General features: G+C 49.6%; 11 protein-coding genes. 4 read left to right on the forward strand and 7 right to left on the reverse strand.

What is annotated here, in order from left to right; all coding sequences use genetic code 11:
• Window positions 1–69: 69 nt before the first annotated feature.
• The 4 genes from H7F15_RS01690 to H7F15_RS01705 form a co-directional block, all read right to left on the reverse strand.
• Entirely contained in the window at window positions 70–2,562 is a 2,493-nt protein-coding gene (locus H7F15_RS01690; RefSeq protein WP_185195208.1) for a TonB-dependent receptor, read from the reverse strand.
• A gap of 45 nt (window positions 2,563–2,607) precedes the next feature.
• Window positions 2,608–3,591: an alpha/beta fold hydrolase gene (locus H7F15_RS01695; RefSeq protein WP_185195209.1), complete on the reverse strand. Its 984-nt coding sequence runs from the start codon at window positions 3,589–3,591 to the stop codon at window positions 2,608–2,610.
• On the reverse strand, window positions 3,575–5,125 hold the full coding sequence (locus H7F15_RS01700; protein WP_185195210.1) for a sodium:solute symporter: 1,551 nt from the start codon (window positions 5,123–5,125) through the stop codon (window positions 3,575–3,577). The genes H7F15_RS01695 and H7F15_RS01700 overlap by 17 nt, the downstream gene beginning before the upstream one ends.
• Before the next feature lie 348 nt (window positions 5,126–5,473).
• Complete coding sequence (locus H7F15_RS01705; protein ID WP_185195211.1) at window positions 5,474–6,229, reverse strand: LytTR family DNA-binding domain-containing protein; 756 nt, start codon at window positions 6,227–6,229, stop codon at window positions 5,474–5,476.
• A 109-nt stretch (window positions 6,230–6,338) separates the two neighbouring features.
• Between H7F15_RS01705 and H7F15_RS01710 the strand changes: the two genes are divergently transcribed.
• A complete protein-coding gene (locus H7F15_RS01710; RefSeq protein ID WP_255481031.1) occupies window positions 6,339–8,504 on the forward strand; it encodes a sensor histidine kinase in 2,166 nt (721 codons plus the stop codon).
• Between the two features lie 73 nt (window positions 8,505–8,577).
• Window positions 8,578–9,393 (forward strand): alpha/beta fold hydrolase, encoded by an 816-nt coding sequence (locus H7F15_RS01715; protein ID WP_185195212.1) that lies wholly within the window; start codon window positions 8,578–8,580, stop codon window positions 9,391–9,393.
• Between the two features lie 73 nt (window positions 9,394–9,466).
• Here the strand turns inward: H7F15_RS01715 and H7F15_RS01720 are convergent, their stop codons facing one another.
• On the reverse strand, window positions 9,467–10,123 hold the full coding sequence (locus H7F15_RS01720; protein WP_185195213.1) for a septal ring lytic transglycosylase RlpA family protein: 657 nt from the start codon (window positions 10,121–10,123) through the stop codon (window positions 9,467–9,469).
• Window positions 10,124–10,421: 298 nt separating this feature from the next.
• On the opposite strand from H7F15_RS01720, the gene H7F15_RS01725 reads away from it, so the two are divergent.
• Both H7F15_RS01725 and H7F15_RS01730 read left to right on the forward strand, forming a co-directional pair.
• Window positions 10,422–11,330, forward strand: coding sequence for a DUF72 domain-containing protein (locus tag H7F15_RS01725; RefSeq protein ID WP_185195214.1), 909 nt, complete (start codon window positions 10,422–10,424; stop codon window positions 11,328–11,330).
• 393 nt (window positions 11,331–11,723) lie between these two features.
• Entirely contained in the window at window positions 11,724–11,969 is a 246-nt protein-coding gene (locus H7F15_RS01730) for a hypothetical protein (protein ID WP_185195215.1), read from the forward strand.
• Window positions 11,970–12,229: 260 nt separating this feature from the next.
• Here the strand turns inward: H7F15_RS01730 and H7F15_RS01735 are convergent, their stop codons facing one another.
• Window positions 12,230–14,320, reverse strand: a complete 2,091-nt coding sequence (locus H7F15_RS01735) for an insulinase family protein (protein ID WP_185195216.1) — start codon at window positions 14,318–14,320, stop codon at window positions 12,230–12,232.
• 133 nt (window positions 14,321–14,453) lie between these two features.
• Complete coding sequence (locus H7F15_RS01740; protein ID WP_185195217.1) at window positions 14,454–15,791, reverse strand: pitrilysin family protein; 1,338 nt, start codon at window positions 15,789–15,791, stop codon at window positions 14,454–14,456.
• Window positions 15,792–16,059: the final 268 nt, after the last annotated feature.

Consider the following 16,059-nt stretch of genomic DNA (forward strand, 5'->3'; position numbering starts at 1 on the left):
AACTATAGTGCTGTAAAAAAACCGGAGCGCCCCTAAGGAGCGCTCCGGACAAATTAAACTGTAACCGATCTATTTATTCTCTTTCTTACCTCCAAAGTCGAAACGTAGTTCTACAGAGTACAGGCGGCCGATAACCGGTGAGCCTACATACTCGCGCTGCTCATCATCGAACAGGTTAGATACGCTGGCACCCAACGTAACCCAGTCAGTGAACTTGTAACCACCGCTCAGGTCTACAGATGTAAAGCCGCCCAGCGGGCCATAGTTATAGTTAGAGCCTGGTACACGCGAGCCGGCGCCTTTTTCAGCAGCTATCTGCAGGCCAGAGTAAAAATCAAACTCAGGCAGGTAGCGCAGGTTAAGCGACATAAACAGTCTGTTGTTGGCCAGGTTACGCGCTGTCAGGTTAAAGTTTACGCGGTGCTTGGCTGCATTCAGGCTGCTTTCTGCGTCAGATACCTTTTTGTCGCCGTTGGCATCATTGTCCAGGTTTTCTTTATCTGTAATATCTGAGTTAAAGTAAGAGTATTTCACACCGATGCTATAGTTGTCGTCGATGTAGTAGTTCAGGCCAAGGTCGGTACCCCATGAGTTTACCTTGCCATAGTTCAGGTAAGTAAGGTAGTAGTTCCAGGCAGTAGCTGCTGATTCCGATACATCTACATCGCCTTTTTTGATCACGCGCTCTTTACCGAACAGTGGTGTGATAGCTGTAAGCGGGGAGATAAAGTCTTTGGATTCAGAGTACCAGCTGCTGATGTCGAAATACAGATTTTTAATTGGTGTGCCTTTATAGCCTACTTCGTAGGTCTGTACTTTTTCTACTTTCAGTCTGTCTATCGTTCTGATAGCGCCGGTTTCGGTGTTTTCTATAGTCAGACCCGCGCCGTTACCAAGTATGGCCAGGGCACCGGTGTTGGCATAAAACTCCTGGAACTGGATAGATGGCGCTGAGTAAGCCTGGCCAAAGGTAGCTCTGAACGTACCGCCCAGTGCATTATAAGTTAAGGCAGCTTTCGGGCTGAACTGCGTGCCATAGTTGTCGTGGTTATCTACGCGGCCGGCTACAAGGGCTTTTAATTTGTCGGTCAGTTTACGCTCTACCTGTACAACACCACCGATCTGGTTCAGGATAATGTTGCCTGCTTTGTCGTCGAGGTATGTCTGGCGGCTATAGGCCACGTCGCGCTGGTAGCTGAGGCCGGCAATAACGTCGAAGCCTGCAAAGTTGTTGTTGTACTGTATTTCACCATTTAAGCGGTGGCTCAGGTCAATAAAGCCCGGGAAAGCAACGGCTGGCGAGCCGGCAAAGATCTCGCCTGGCTTGGCACCTGTTTTAGAGTATTTGTGTGCCTGCTCCTGGGTGGCACCGGCAGCTAACAGGGCGTAGTAGTTGTTGGTGCGGGCATTTATCTGGTAAGTATCGCCGGCATCGTTCCAGGTGGCGTAAACCTGCCCGAAAATTCTTGGCGTTACAATGCGGCCCTGCAGGTACTGGAAAGTCCAGTCGTTTATCTGGTTACGGCCGTTGCTGGTTACACCTATGTTAGAGCCCTGTCCAAATCCGTAATCTGCAATAATGTCGATGTTCTCATTCAGGGTGTAGTATAAAGCCGAGCCAAAGCGCTTCGATTGAAACTTATAGTCTACATCGTACTCAGGCAGTGCACCGAGGGCAGCGTTGTACACCGTATCCTGGAATTCGAAATCTTTACCTTGTGTGTACTCGCCGGTTACTTTAAAAGCAAACTTAGGGCTTAACACCATGGCGTGGCGGAAACGTGTGCTCAACACATCCTGGTTACCGGCGCCCAAAACTATAGTTGTACCCTCTGACTGGCGTGGGTCTTTGGTGATGGTGTTGATGATACCGTTGTGAGCGTTAGGGCCATACAGCGCCGACGATGGGCCAAGGATAACTTCTACGCGCTCAATATCTTCTTTGATAGTAGTGTTGTAGAAACCGGCTGGCAGACCCGTACCGCCTGGCAGCATTGAGTTACGGCCGTCGGTCATCTGGTACATTTTCACGTTAAAGGCGTTGTTAAAACCGCGGGCATTTATACCCACACCAATCACCCCGGAGCGTACCACTTCCACGCCCTGTACCTTGTTCAGCATCTCGCCGATGTTAAACGACGGAAGCTCTGTCAGGTCTCTGGAAGAGATCACGCTGATAGCTGCAGGTGCCTCCGTCAGTTTTTCAGGGCGGCGCGTAGCAGATACCACGATCTCATCGCCCATCAGCGCTGAAGAACGCATCGAAACAGCACCCAGCGAAGCCGTGCCCCCGTCGGTTACCGTTACAGAAACTCTGGTCTCGGAATAGCCTATGTAAGTAATGCGCAGGTTATAAGTGCCGGCAGGTACACCGGTTATAGTAAAACCACCATTGGCATCGGTAGTGGCACCTTTGGTAGTTTTTTCTACGAGTACAGATGCACCAATAAGCGGCTCCTGTGTGTCAGAACCAATTATCCTGCCGGTAATGCTCCCGGTTTGCGCCATCGCCACGCCCGTAAAACAGAGCAGCGACAGCAGAAGGAAGTAAAGCTTTTTCATAAATCGATCAGTTAATTTGTGTTTATAGTAAGGTGTTGTAATAACTTAGTTAAGGAACTCCCGGACTGCCTTGTTAAAGGCGTCGGCTTGTTCGTACTGCACAAAATGGCCTGCCTGGGGCAACAGCACTACCTGGCTGTTCTTTATTTTTTCTTTGCCTGTGTTGGCAACGGCCTGGGTCGTTAAGTTCGGGTTCAGGTACTTGTTCGGGATCAGGGCGTCCTGCTCGCCAAAAACAATAAGCGTTGGTGCCTGCAGCTGCGGTAGCTTGTCATACACAGGCTCGTCCACCATGGCGGCAACACTGGCGGCTACCGCTTTGCTATAGTTTCCAAAATCCGCGGACTGTGCCATTTTCAGGCGGTCGTCTATCATGAACTGTGCATCGGCGGGCATCTGGTAAAAATTTACCTTAATGTTGGCGACAGCTTTCTCGTCAGGAGTTTTCTGCACGCTTTCCGGCGTTACGGTGGCCTTAAAAAGTTGCTTCTGCGGTTCTGTAAACGTCTCGAGGCCAGCCGGGGCAGCCAGTACCAGTTTCTTTACCCGCTCCGGTGCCTGCAGGGCGGCGGTAATGGCAATCTGCCCGCCCATCGAGTGGCCCACCAGTACTGCCTGTTTTATCTTTAGTTCATCCATAAGGGCCAGCACGGCCTGTGCATAAGCGGCCATGCCTACCTGCACATTCTCTTTCGATGATTTTCCGTAACCCGGCAGGTCTAATGCTATTGTTCTATAGTTGCGGCTCAGCTCCCCGATGTTCTTGTCCCAGGCGGGCAGGTAGCTGCCGAGGCCATGAATAAAGATCAGTGTTTCGGGACCTTTGCCCTGGTCGGTATAGGCTATAGTTGTGCCGTTGGCCAGTTTCAGTTTTTTGACCGGGTATTTATAGTTCAGATTTTCGAAAACAGCATCGGTAGTGGTGGCCGGTGCTGCTGAAGTAGCGGCAGGAGCCTGGCACTGCGCATGCAGGCACAGCAGCAGGCCGAACCCTGCCAGCACTATAGTTTGTCTAAAATTCCTTTTCATAAGCTACTTTCTCTAAAGGTAAGGCAGCGGTTTCGGCCTCTGCCTCCTCCGGCTTCCGGAAGGTAAAATATAAGATCAGGCCCACCAATACAGAAGCCAGTATGGCCAGCGCGGCAGCAATACCCGGGTTTCGTACCGGAGCATCCATGTAAGAGGTTAAGCCCCCATAATACACTGCAAAATGCACCGCCACCGATGTAAGCGAAGCAGCTACCGGCGCAATAAGTGGCACCCGCTTCAGGAACATACCGAACAGCACCGGTACAAAGGCAGCCGAGAAATAAGCATACACGCCATTCTGCGCAAAAATGCCCACGCTCAGGTTCGGGTGCAGCAGCTGGTCAAACGTGAGCAGAATGGTAACTATAGCTAAGGCCGCAATCACCAAACGGTTAATGAACACACTTTTGGCCAGTCCTTTATCGCCTAACATTGGCGCCAGGATATCAGATGTTATGGTAATGGAAACCGACTGGATCAACCCCTCTAAGGTAGAAAGTCCGGCCGAGATAAGTCCCATTACTACCAGTAAGCCCATGTAAACCGGGAACTCCTGCACCACATACGCCGACATGATGCCATCCACAGGAATAGGAGTACCGTTTATGGTCAGGTCCGGGAACGAGATGCGGGCATACAAACCAGCTATCACTACCAGGAAAAACAGCGCCTGAATAATGATGCCGACTACAAGGTATAAGTTTACATCTTTATCGTTTTTGAGCAACAGCGATTTGGTAATAATATGCGGCTGGCAAACTATAGCAATACCAATGATGATCTGGCAAAAAATAATCTCGAAATTATCCCGGAACAGGAAGCTATCGGGGTTGGTAGTGGAAGTCAGCATCGGGTCGATGGCGGCAAGCTTATCTAAAAAGCCATGCACGCCGTTGCTGAAATGCTCGTAGCCCGAGCCAAGCAGGATAACGGCAACTATAACCATCAGCGCGGCCTGTATCATGTTGGTATACACCATGGAGTTGGCGCCGCCAAACATCATGTATCCGAAAACAAATACCACAATGCCCACGCATACATACAGCTCGTTCAGGTTAAGCACACTGGCCAGCACCTTGGTTAGCCCCACACAGATCAAAACTATAAATGTGATGAGCAGGAGCGATAAAAAGGCGAAAAACAGCGTATAGCCACGGCTTTTATACACAGCTCCCATCCACTGGGCCATGGTCTGTGCTTTTACAGCCGTACCCATTGCCCGGAAGCCTTTGGTAAGCACAACCAGCGAAACCAGTGCCGCTACAGGCAGGGCAATCCCCATCGAGATGACACCGCTGATTCCGTAGAGCGCTACAAAGCCTGGATTGATGATAAAGGTAGCCGCACTTGTCATGGAAGCAGCGAGGGCCAACCCCACCGCTACCGGCGAAAAGGTAACACTGCCCAGCGCATAGTCTGCTATCGAGCGCGTACGGAGTGCGCCGCGTATCACGAAGAACAGAATTACTGCAGCGTAAGTGATAACCAGTATCCAGCCGGCCGTAACCAGTTCCGAAGGGGCTAAATTATTCATGTAAGGAAAGTATAAGTGATGCTAAGTCATGATTAAGGTAAAAATTTAATCAGATAGCTATAAGTCTATACTTGCCAACACAGGATATTTCAAGGTGAAATCAGAAGCTGCGCAGGTGAGGGGTTAATTTTGAATGATCGAATAATTGAATAACTGAGTTTTGAATGAGTGATTGAGTGAATTGGGAATACAACTATAGCCGATAGGCGCAGCTCTAACCGCTATAGTTGGTATAGTTGTAACTATAGCTGCTATAGTTTCATAGCGGAGACGCAAAATCTTGCGTCTCTACATTTACACCCTCTAAACTTTCTAACTCACAAACTCTTTAACTCCAAAACTCCTAAACTATAGTATCTGTAAGCGGTTCAGCAGGTTGTCTTTGTGGGTGTTGCCAATGGGGATGTGTTTTCCGGCGATCAGGATGTTGTTGTCTTCGATGGCTTCGATGGCGGTAAGGCGCACGATGTAGGAGCGGTGCACGCGCATAAAATCTTTGGCAGGCAGGCGCTGCTCCAGGTTTTTCAGGCTCTGGCTTACCAGGTAAATGTGGTTCTGGGTTTTGATGTTGCAGTAAATGTCCTGCGCCTCGACCCAGATAATCTCTTTTAAAGCTACTTTCTCCAGGCGGTTGCGCACCTTTACGAACAGGCTGTTGTGCAGCAGGTAATTGTCGGTCTGTTCCGGGGCAGGAGCAACTTCGCCGGGTTGGGCTTCGGGCTGCTGACGCGTGGCGGCGTTGTGTATGGCTACTTCAATGCTGCTTTGCAGGGTGCGCACATCGAAAGGCTTTACCAGGTAGGCGTGCGGGTTGGTTAATTTGGCGCGGCCAATTGTCTCCTTATCCGACAGGGCAGTCATAAAAATAAAAGGTACCTGTGTGGAGCGGGCCAGTATAGCGGCGGTTTCAATGCCATCCAGTTTGCCATCCAGGGTAATGTCCAGTATCACCAGGTCGGGGTTGTGCTGGTGTACCTGCAACAGCAGGTCTTCGCCGGAGCTAACGGTGCCGCATACCTCATAGCCGGTCTCTTCCAGCGAGAGCGCTAAGTTCTGAGCAATCACCACATCATCTTCTGCAATCAGTAATTTTACCTTAGCCATAGGTTTTAAGCTTGTTCCGAAATACTAAATATAGCAGAATTAAAATAAATAAGCCAATACACTGGGCGCAGCTATAGTTCCGGATGGCTTTATTGCTTAACTTAATAGGATGAACAAGGGGAGCCGCGAATACAGACTTACGCTTGGCCTGCTGATAACAGGCTTGCTGCTGTTGCTGTGCATGACGCTGGCAACGGCAGGGCCGGCTAACGTAGTGGCGCTGCAACCCAATGGCCAGGTAATCCGGGGAACCCTGCAGGTATATCACGATGCAGGCGGCAAAGCAGATCTTAACGCTGTAAAACAACTTCCTTTCAGCCAACTTGATACAACCGCTACACTCGCTGCTGATAAAACTGTGCATTGGGTGCGTGTTATGCTGCACAACGATAGCCGCAGCCCGCAGGAGCGCTACCTGTATGCCGGCGACTGGAGCCGTGTAGAACTATACCTGCAGCACCCCGACGGAACTATAGAAAAACGACAGACAGGCCAGCTGCTGAAAATAGCCGATCGCGATGTGCCTCAGAACAAACCTTATGTGCGGGTACACCTGGCACCAGAAAGCAGCACCTTGCTTTACCTGCGCCTGCAGGGAGAGATAGACCTGTACAAACCCCGCCACCTGAGCCTGCAGCTCGATACGCCCGGGCAGGTAGTAAAAGCCAATAACAGCCGTTTGTTCGGGCAGGGCATTTTTATCGGTATCATCGTGGTGATGGCCCTTTACAACCTGGTGCTCTACATATCGGTGCGCGACCGGAGCTATTTATATTATGTGATGGCGCTAACGGGCACAGGGCTGTACTATATGTTTTACCACGGCTTTGCGCTGGAACTGCTGTGGCCCAATGCCCCGTACTGGAACGCCCATAGTTTTGCCTTTCTGGTTACGTTTAACGGTATTTTCCGCCTGCTCTTTACCCGCAGCTACCTCGATACCCGCCAGACCATGCCTGTCTGGGACAAAGTACTTACTTTCCTGGCGCTGCTGTATGCCATACCGGTAGCCATGGGCCTGCTTTCGTATTTTACTCCTTTAGATCTGCTGAAAGTTTGCGTAGACCTGATTGGCGTGATAGGTGGCGCTGTGCTGGTAGCCATGCTGCTGGTGGGGATTCATGCCTTTTACAAAGGGTACCGCCCGGCCCTGTACTTTGTTTTTGCCAACGTGCTGTTTGTGGTGGGCTCGCTGCTGTTTATTTTAAAGGAGATGCACTGGCTGCCAGATACCATGCTGACCCTTTACGCGGCACAGGTAGGCATGGTGGCGCAAGTGGTACTTTTCTCGCTTGGATTGGCGTACAGACTAAATACTGTTACCAGCGAGCTGGCCAACGAAGTGCTGGAGAAAAAGCGCCTGGAACTGGAAAAAGAAGTAGAGCGCAAACACCTGATAGAGCAACAGAAAGAAGAACTGGAAATAACCGTAGCCAACCGCACCGCTGCCCTGCGCCACAAAACCCAGGAACTGAAGCACACCGTTCGGCAGCTCAAGGCATCAGAGCTCAAACTCATGCGCATCAACAGCATCAAAGACCGCTTCTTTTCCATCATTTCCCACGACCTGCGCACCCCGCTGGCCACACTCGATTCTTTCCTGAACATCCTGCTAAATTTTTCGGACAGGATGAAGCCGGAGCAAATGCAGAAACTGGCTAACCATACCCAACTATCGGTGCGTAACCTGCAGGCTTTATTAGAGAACCTGCTGCAATGGTCGGCGGCACAAACCGGTTCCGGCGATATGGTAAGTTTTGAGCCCGAAGTAATTGAGTTGGCGCAAAGCGTACAGGACAACCTGGCCCTGCTGCAGGATACAGCTGTGGCCAAAAATATAAGCTGGCAGGTAACTATAGTTGATGAGTTAAAAGTATATGCCGATGCCAATATGTTGTCGTTTGTGATCCGGAACCTGCTGCACAATGCCATTAAATTTTCGGAACCAGGTAAAAAGATACAGCTGCACGCAACTATAGCTGGTAACAACATGGCAGAGATCAGCGTGGAAGACGAAGGCATAGGCATGGACGCGGCAACTATAGCCTCGTTGTTCAGCCAGGAGCAACTGGCGCAAACTACCAAAGGCACCGCCAACGAGAAAGGGACAGGGTTAGGCCTGCTGCTTTGCCGGCTTTTTGTGGAGCGTAACGGTGGCTTTATCTGGGTGAAAAGTAAGCCGGGCCAGGGCAGCCGTTTCTGGTTTACAGTACCGCTTGCCCCACAAACACACACCCGCGAGGAGCTGCAAACTATAGCACTTTCCGAAGCATAGCGCCAGCCGTGCATTTTGCTTTCTTATATTTTCGTATAGCTTTGCCGCTGCGAACCTTAAAATCTACCAACCCATGACACACCAACTACCCGACGGACTGAACCTATACTATGAGATACAGGGAAATGCAGAAGCTACCCAAACGCTTGTTTTCCTGAACGGGCTGTCGCAGTCTACGGCAGCGTGGGGAGGCGTGGTGCGGGCCCTGGGCAACAAGTACAAACTGGTGCTGGTCGATCTGCTGTTTCAGGGGCAAAGCGATGCTGCGCCCGGGTACCGCACCTTTGAAGGACATGCCGCCGACCTGGCCGATCTGCTGAAAGCGCTGGCATTGCCGGAAACTATAGTTGTCGGGATCTCTTATGGCGGCGCGGTAGCGCAACGGTTTTTGGTTAATTACCCGGAGTTGGTGCAGGGGGGCGTGTTGTTATCTACCTTCCCGTATAAAGATGCTTATTTTGATGCCATCGGCTATAGTTGGAAACAGGCGTTGCTGGCTGGCGGCTACCCGCTGATGCTGGATGTGATGCTGCCTTTTGTGCTGGGCCGCAGTTATTTTCTGAACCCGATCATCACGATAGAAGACCTGAAAAACAGCAAAGCCGGACAAAGCCCCTCCACCGAAAACCTGCTGAAACTGGTGCGTGCCACCGAAGAAAGCGGCAATTACCTGGAAAACCTGAAAAACGTGCAGCTGCCGGTGCTGGTGGTGCAGGGCGAAGAAGACATGCTTTGCACGCCTGAAATGGGCCGCGCCATGTACCAGGCCCTGCCAAACGCCGAGCTCGAAATACTGCCGAATACAGGACACACCTTAAACTTAGAATGTATACCTGACCTGGCCCAGTTGCTGGATGGCTTTGTAACTAAAGTAAAGCAAACGGTTTAAACTATAGAATAACAAAAAGGGGCGGATCTGATGATCTGCCCCTTTTATTTTATAGTTAAACTATAGTTCCTGTTTACGATTCCAGCACTTTGCCTTCCAGTCCTTCTTCCTTCAGCAGCTCGTTAAAAGCTTCGGCGTGCTGTTTTGTCTCAAACTGGCCAATGCGCAGGCGGTGCATCTTTTTACCCATCACTTTTTCTTCTTTCAGCTCCACTGTCAGGCTTTTGTCAAAGGCTTTCAGTTTCTGGCTTTGCTCCAGGGCAAGCTCTTCTGAGGTGTAGGCACCACGCTGTATGGTGTAAGTGTTCGGTTTAAACGGATCTTCAGCTTTTGATAAGGCGTTTCCCGGCAGTTCAAGTACTTCTACCTTTACCTGGGCTACGCCCTGCTTGTGCATATCCAACTGTTTGGCAGCTACTTCCGATACATCTATAATGCGCTTGCCTACATACGGGCCGCGGTCGTTGATGCGAAGTACTACAGATTCGTTGTTGGCCAGGTTGGTAACTTTTACCTTGGTGCCGAAAGGAAGTGTGTTATGAGCCGCAGTCATGTCGTTTTTATTGTAACGCTCGCCGCTGCTGGTTTTTCTGCCGTGGTATTTGCTGCCGTACCACGACGCTTTACCCGTTTGAGTCTGATTGGAGTCTTGTGCTAATGCGGTTTGGCCTAAGCCGATAAATAGAAAAATGATTACTGATAGCAGGATGCACTTTCTATTATATATCATAGTTTTAATTATTGGTGATCGGCAAATTTACGAATATTTTTTTAAACGAAGCCTTTTACGGCAATATTGCCCTTTGGATGTGGGGGGATACACCTCAATATACAAAGTTGCTATAAGCGATATAAAGCAAAAAGTGCCTTTCATGCGAGTATAGCCTTATTTTAATAGAACATGCAGCAGGTAAAATACAATAAAAAATTTATTAAAATATATTCATAACAACATAATTTCATGCGTCGTTTTTGAAATTCACACCTGCTACTACCGGAAGCGTATAACTAACAAACAGATTTAAACTATGGACTTTGGCAAACTACAGTCGATCGAGCATGTTGATTTTGCGCTGCCGCCAGATCACCCTGGTACACAGCCACTTTTGCGGCAGTATAAGCAGAGTGCGAAGCCGGAAGTATACATTGGGTTGCCGGTTTGGGTGAACAAGGCTTGGGCAGGCACTATATACCCGGCCACCATGCGCGAGAAAGATTCGCTGTTGTGGTATGGCAAACAGTTCAACACCATTGAGCTCAACAGCACACACTACCATATTCCGGGCCCCACCACTATAGACAGGTGGCGCAATGCGGTGCCGCGTGGTTTTAAGTTCTGTCCTAAATTTCCGCAGCTCATCAGCCACGAAAATATGTTGCAGAGCACACAAAGCATTACAGCTGCTTTTTGCGAGTCCATTGCCGGGCTGGAAGATAACCTGGGAAGCTCTTTTCTGCAGTTGCCGCCTTACTTTGCTCCCGAGCAGCTCCCGGACCTGGAGGTCTTCCTGAAATTTATACCGGAAACTATACCCGTAGCCGTAGAGCTTCGCCACCCCGACTGGTTTGTGGATAACATTGCCAGCCTGGAATTATTTGAGGTATTGGAGAAGTATGGCGTAGGAACCGTAATAACCGATGTGGCCGGTCGCCGCGATGTGCTGCACATGCGCCTGACCACGCCCACTGCTATGGTGCGCTTTGTAGGCAACGGCCTGCACCCCACCGATTTTACACGCATCGATGCCTGGGTACAGCGACTGAAACTATGGCTGGAGGACGGCCTGCAGCAACTATACTTTTTCGTGCACGAACCAGACAACACCCTGGCTCCCGACCTGGCCATTTACCTGATAGAGCAACTGAACAAAATTTGTGGTCTGGACCTGAAAGTACCGAAAAAATACGTACAGCCCGTGCAGGGAGAATTGTTCTAAGGTTCGCAGTTCAGGTTTATAGTTACTGGTTTAACAGGTTATGCGCTATGTGTACAAGTGTCTCACCTTTTCCCGGTCCTCACCTTTTATCGGGGCCCCGGGAGATTGTCTGAATCAGGATTTACAAGATTAAAGGATTTACAGGATTTAGAGTTTTGCTATTGTTTGACACTATAGTTCTATAGTAGGCGTTGGTCATCCCCTGCTCCCTTCGAAGAGGGACTTTTTGCTTTTGCTATAGTTTAGATTATAGTTCTATAGTTGCTGTAATCAAACCACCCCTACCCCTCCTTATCTAAGGAGGGGAACTCTGCCTTCAATATATTTTGATTTTTAGTTCTATAGTTTGTCTTATAGTTCTTTAGTTACAGCTCACGGATAGGACAAGTTTACTTGGCCCCACGGAACTACAACCACGAGAAAAATGATTTGCTATCACTACAAGCCAGCGTAGAAACTATAGCCATAGTCGTAGCTATCGAATGTGATCTCAGTCTTTGGGTTGAGCGCCTTGTAGATTTCGGTGCCGAAGGCATTGCGTGGCACGAGCAAAGGAAATGTACAACGCGCGATGCCCGAAGACGGGGCCTCGCGGCCCGGGAGGGAGCCAAGCTAACTATGGCAACTATAGGTGAGTAAAGCTCCCAGGTTAAAAAAAACTATAGCACAAACTGCTTGTGTCCAGTGGCAACTATAGCTAGCTATAAGACATATAAGATGCCTCGGCTGCGCTCGACATGACAAAAGAGCGGAGATGAACTATAGGACAAAAATCCCCCACAGCTACGCAGACTCTCTTCAACGCACATCTTAAGAATGCTCGGGACGGCAAAAGAGCATAAACAAAAAAAGGCTGCCTTAAACAAGGCAGCCTTTTTCAATAATCATGTAAATTCAGATTAGATCTTAAATGTATCGTCGCTGATGCCTTTATTTACTTCTACAGTCTGAACTTCAGCTTTAATAACCTGCGGGCCAACCGTAGTTTCTACTGTGTAAGGTACTTTAATACCATTCACTTCTTTGTAGTTGCTATAGTTTTTGGTCTGCGTCAGTACACCCTGCGGCGACTCCAGGCTTTTTACATCCTTCAGCAGCAGGCCGGTGTTCTTGTCGAAATAGTGCAGTGTTTTCTGGCCATTTGCTGTTGTTGCTTCTACCACATAAGCTGCTTTGCCATCTACATCCTCTATACCGGTTACTTTGGTTTTTACACCCAGTTTGTCGTAACGGGCGTGAGAGAAAATATCCGCTTCCAGTTTTTGAGTAGCAAGCTCTTCAGCAGTCATGTTTTTGTTGATACCCTGCATTGGAGCTTCCATTTTGCCTTTGTCGCCGTTGATTACCAGGCGCTGCAGCGGGCTGTTGTTCATGCTGACGATAGCTACAAACTTGTCAGAGCCTTTTTGCTGCTGCGTAATTACAAGCGGCATGCCCTGTATGGTAGCGTTGCTGGTTACGGTAATATCTTTCACCTTATCGATGTTTGCTTTACCGCCAATTGCTTTAATATAGCTGGCAAGTACTTTCTCAGCAGTTACGTCAGCCGGTACAGTGGCAGAAGCAGCTGTACGTTCTACTTTTTCGCCGGCAGTGTTGTAGTAAGCGATCTGGCCATCTTCCAGGTCAAACTTCTTCAGTTTAGAAGCTATATCAGAGGCATTGCCTACGGCTACAATGTATAGTTGCTCCGGCTTTACATACTTCTGGGCCACACGCTGAATGTCTTCTGCAGTTACGGCTTCCACTTGCTTTAAGTAGTTGGCATAGTAATCGGCTGGCAGGTTGTAGCGGGCAGTGTTTATGGCGTAGATCGCTACTGTAGCAGGGCTCTCAAGGCCACGGGCAAAGTTACCGGTCATGTAGGCTTTGGCGTATGCCAGCTCTTCATCCGACACGCGCTCATTGCGGATCTTGGTAAGCTCTTTCATAAACTCGGTGGCTGCGCTGTCGGTAACGGCGTTGCGCACGTTGGCCGATGCGTTAAAGCGACCCAGGATCTCATCAGAAGAAAGAGAAGAATAAGCACCGTAGGTATAGCCTTTGCTTTCGCGCAGGTTCAGGAACAGGCGGGCAGAGCTGCCACCACCCAGTATCGTGTTCATCAGCTGTGCAGCAACGGCATCCGGAGCGCCCGGCTTCAGGTCGGCAGGGTTCGTGAATGCCAGTACACTTTGCACGGCACTCGGGCGATCCACTATAACAACCTGGGTTTTGGCAGGAGCTTTTGGCAGGTCAAATGTTTTGCCCGGCACCTCGCCTTTTTTCCAGTTCTTCAGAGATTTGTTCAGCAGTTTTTTCGCTTCTTTCGGGGTGATGTCGCCAACTATAGCCAGGTAACCGATGTTTGGTTTAAAGTAAGTACTATAGTAGTTCTGGATGTCGGCCAAAGTGATGTTCTTCACTGTTTCTTCGGTCATCAGCTCGCCATATGGGTGGTTTTTGCCATACAGCAACATGCTGCGTGTTTTGCTGGCAATCGCATCCGGGTTGTCCTTTTCAGTGGCCAGGTTAGCCAGCATCTGCTTCTTTACCTTGTCCAGCTCTTCCTGGGTAAACTTAGGGTTCAGCAGGGCATCCGAAGTAAGGGTAAGCAGGGTTGGCAGGTGCTTTTTAAGGGCAGAGGCATTAAACCCGGTAGAGTTGAACGACAGGTTGGCACCGATGAAGTCTACCTGCTCATCGAATTGGTCTTTGGTGCGGGTAGTGGTACCGGTGCGCATCATCTGGCCGGCAGCCTGCACATAACCAGCTTTGTCGCCTTCCAGGATCGGGTCGCGGTCCAGCACCAGCGACATAGAAACTACCGGCTGCTTGTGGTTCTCTACCACATACACTTTAAGGCCGTTCTTCAGCGTGATCTGCTCGTATTTGCCAAGCTCAATTTTGGGAGCCGGGCCCGCCGGCGGCGGAGACTGTTTTGTTTGTGCCGGAGCAACAGTTACCAGCGCCAGAGCCAGCGCCAGTGTGCTATATAATTTCTTTATCATGATTTCTCGTTGATTTGTACTTTAGATATTAGATGTTAGAAATAGATTTTAGACTTTGAATTCGTTTCGGTTAACTATAGCTGCCAAAATATTACATCTATTATCTAAGATCTTAATACTAATATCTCTTTTGTTACTGTTTTGGCTGGGCTGACTTTGGCAGGTAGTGCAGTACTACACGGTTGTTCTTGGTCAGGTATTCCTTTGCCACGCGCTGGATGTCTTCCTTCGTTACCTTCATAAAGCGGTCGATCTCTGTGTTGATCAGGTTAGCATCTTTGTAGTACACGTGGTAGTTCGCCAGGTTTTCGGCGCGGCCGGCAACGGTGCTGTTCTGCTGTACAAACTGGCTCTCCACCTGGTTGCGCAGTTTCTGGAACTCCTTGTCGCTAAGCGGCTCTGTTTTTACGCGCTCAATCTCAACGTTCATAGCATCTTCCAGGGCCTGGGCATCTACGCCTACATTGGCAATGGCATACGTCAGGAACAGGCCCGGATCTTCCGTCGGGAACGGGATAGACATGGCGGCTACCGCTTTCTGCTGCTTATCAACAAGGGCTTTTGGCAAACGGGCACTCTCGCCACCTGATAACAAGGTAGTAAGCATAGACAACGCGTAGTGGTCTGGTGTGCCCTGCGCCGGAATGTGATACGCCTGGATAACTGCCGGAAGCTGAATGTTGTCATACACAATCTTACGACGCTCTTCTGTCTGGGCAGGCTCTTTTATAGTTGGTCTTGGTATGGCTTTGGTACCCTTCGGAATGCCGCCGAAATATTGCTCTATCAGCTTTTTGGTCTCATCAATTTTGATGTCGCCGGCGATAGAAAGTGTGGCATTGTTCGGCACGTAAAAGGTTTTATAGAAATCGCGGAACTCCTCTATTTTAGCATTGTTCAGGTCCTCGAACGTACCGATCGGCGTTACTTTGTACGGGTGCGTAGTGTAAGCCAGGCCGAACGTGTTTTCCAGGATGGTGCCGTAAGGCTGGTTATCCACGCGCATACGCTTTTCTTCCTGCACTACTTTGCGCTGTGTCTCCACGCCTACTTCGTCTACTTTAGCGCCTTTCATACGCTCCGCTTCCATCCATAATCCCAGGGCTACCTGGTTCGATGGCAGCAGCTCATAGTAGTAAGTTCTGTCGAAAGAGGTGTTGGCGTTAAGCGAACCGCCTGCTGCCTGCACCATGCTCATGTACTGGCCACGGTCAATGTTCTCGGTACCCTCAAACATCAGGTGCTCGAAGAAGTGAGCAAAACCTGTACGGCCTTTCTCTTCGTTTTTAGAGCCAACATGGTACAGCACCGATACTGCCACGTTTGGCGTTGAGTTGTCCTGGTGCAGGATCACGTGTAGTCCGTTCGGGAGGGTGTACTCCGTGAACTCGATCTTGTTGCCTTGTGTCTGGGCCAGTGCAGCTACACCGGACGCACACCACAGCAGGCAGGCGATAATTTTACGTTTCATATTTTAAGTGTAAAATGATACTGTGAAAGAGCAGCAACAGCCCGGATGGGCCACACTTACTCCGTTTAAAATTACTTCAAATACAGCCAACATCCCAGCCTATAGTTGCTTTCCTGTGTTACCATTCTGCAAACACACAGCCCTTGCAGACGAACCCGCCCGATAACTCGACGAACTATAGCTGGCTGTTTCGGGTAGTGCGGGGGGCTAAAATAAAAAGCGCCTCCTGTGCAGGAGGCGCTTTTAGTTATACTACAAACTCTGAGTT

It is taken from the genome of Pontibacter sp. Tf4, assembly GCF_014212495.1.
In the GTDB taxonomy this organism is placed as follows: domain Bacteria; phylum Bacteroidota; class Bacteroidia; order Cytophagales; family Hymenobacteraceae; genus Pontibacter.

What these genes read in the sequence shown, in the direction of transcription:
- H7F15_RS01690 (WP_185195208.1), bottom strand. Translation starts at nt 2,562, where the DNA reads ATGAAAAAGCTTTACTTCCTTCTGCTGTCGCTGCTCTGTTTTACGGGC.
- H7F15_RS01695 (WP_185195209.1), bottom strand. Translation starts at nt 3,591, where the DNA reads ATGAAAAGGAATTTTAGACAAACTATAGTGCTGGCAGGGTTCGGCCTG.
- H7F15_RS01700 (WP_185195210.1), bottom strand. Translation starts at nt 5,125, where the DNA reads ATGAATAATTTAGCCCCTTCGGAACTGGTTACGGCCGGCTGGATACTG.
- H7F15_RS01705 (WP_185195211.1), bottom strand. Translation starts at nt 6,229, where the DNA reads ATGGCTAAGGTAAAATTACTGATTGCAGAAGATGATGTGGTGATTGCT.
- H7F15_RS01710 (WP_255481031.1), top strand. Translation starts at nt 6,339, where the DNA reads ATGAACAAGGGGAGCCGCGAATACAGACTTACGCTTGGCCTGCTGATA.
- H7F15_RS01715 (WP_185195212.1), top strand. Translation starts at nt 8,578, where the DNA reads ATGACACACCAACTACCCGACGGACTGAACCTATACTATGAGATACAG.
- H7F15_RS01720 (WP_185195213.1), bottom strand. Translation starts at nt 10,123, where the DNA reads ATGATATATAATAGAAAGTGCATCCTGCTATCAGTAATCATTTTTCTA.
- H7F15_RS01725 (WP_185195214.1), top strand. Translation starts at nt 10,422, where the DNA reads ATGGACTTTGGCAAACTACAGTCGATCGAGCATGTTGATTTTGCGCTG.
- H7F15_RS01735 (WP_185195216.1), bottom strand. Translation starts at nt 14,320, where the DNA reads ATGATAAAGAAATTATATAGCACACTGGCGCTGGCTCTGGCGCTGGTA.
- H7F15_RS01740 (WP_185195217.1), bottom strand. Translation starts at nt 15,791, where the DNA reads ATGAAACGTAAAATTATCGCCTGCCTGCTGTGGTGTGCGTCCGGTGTA.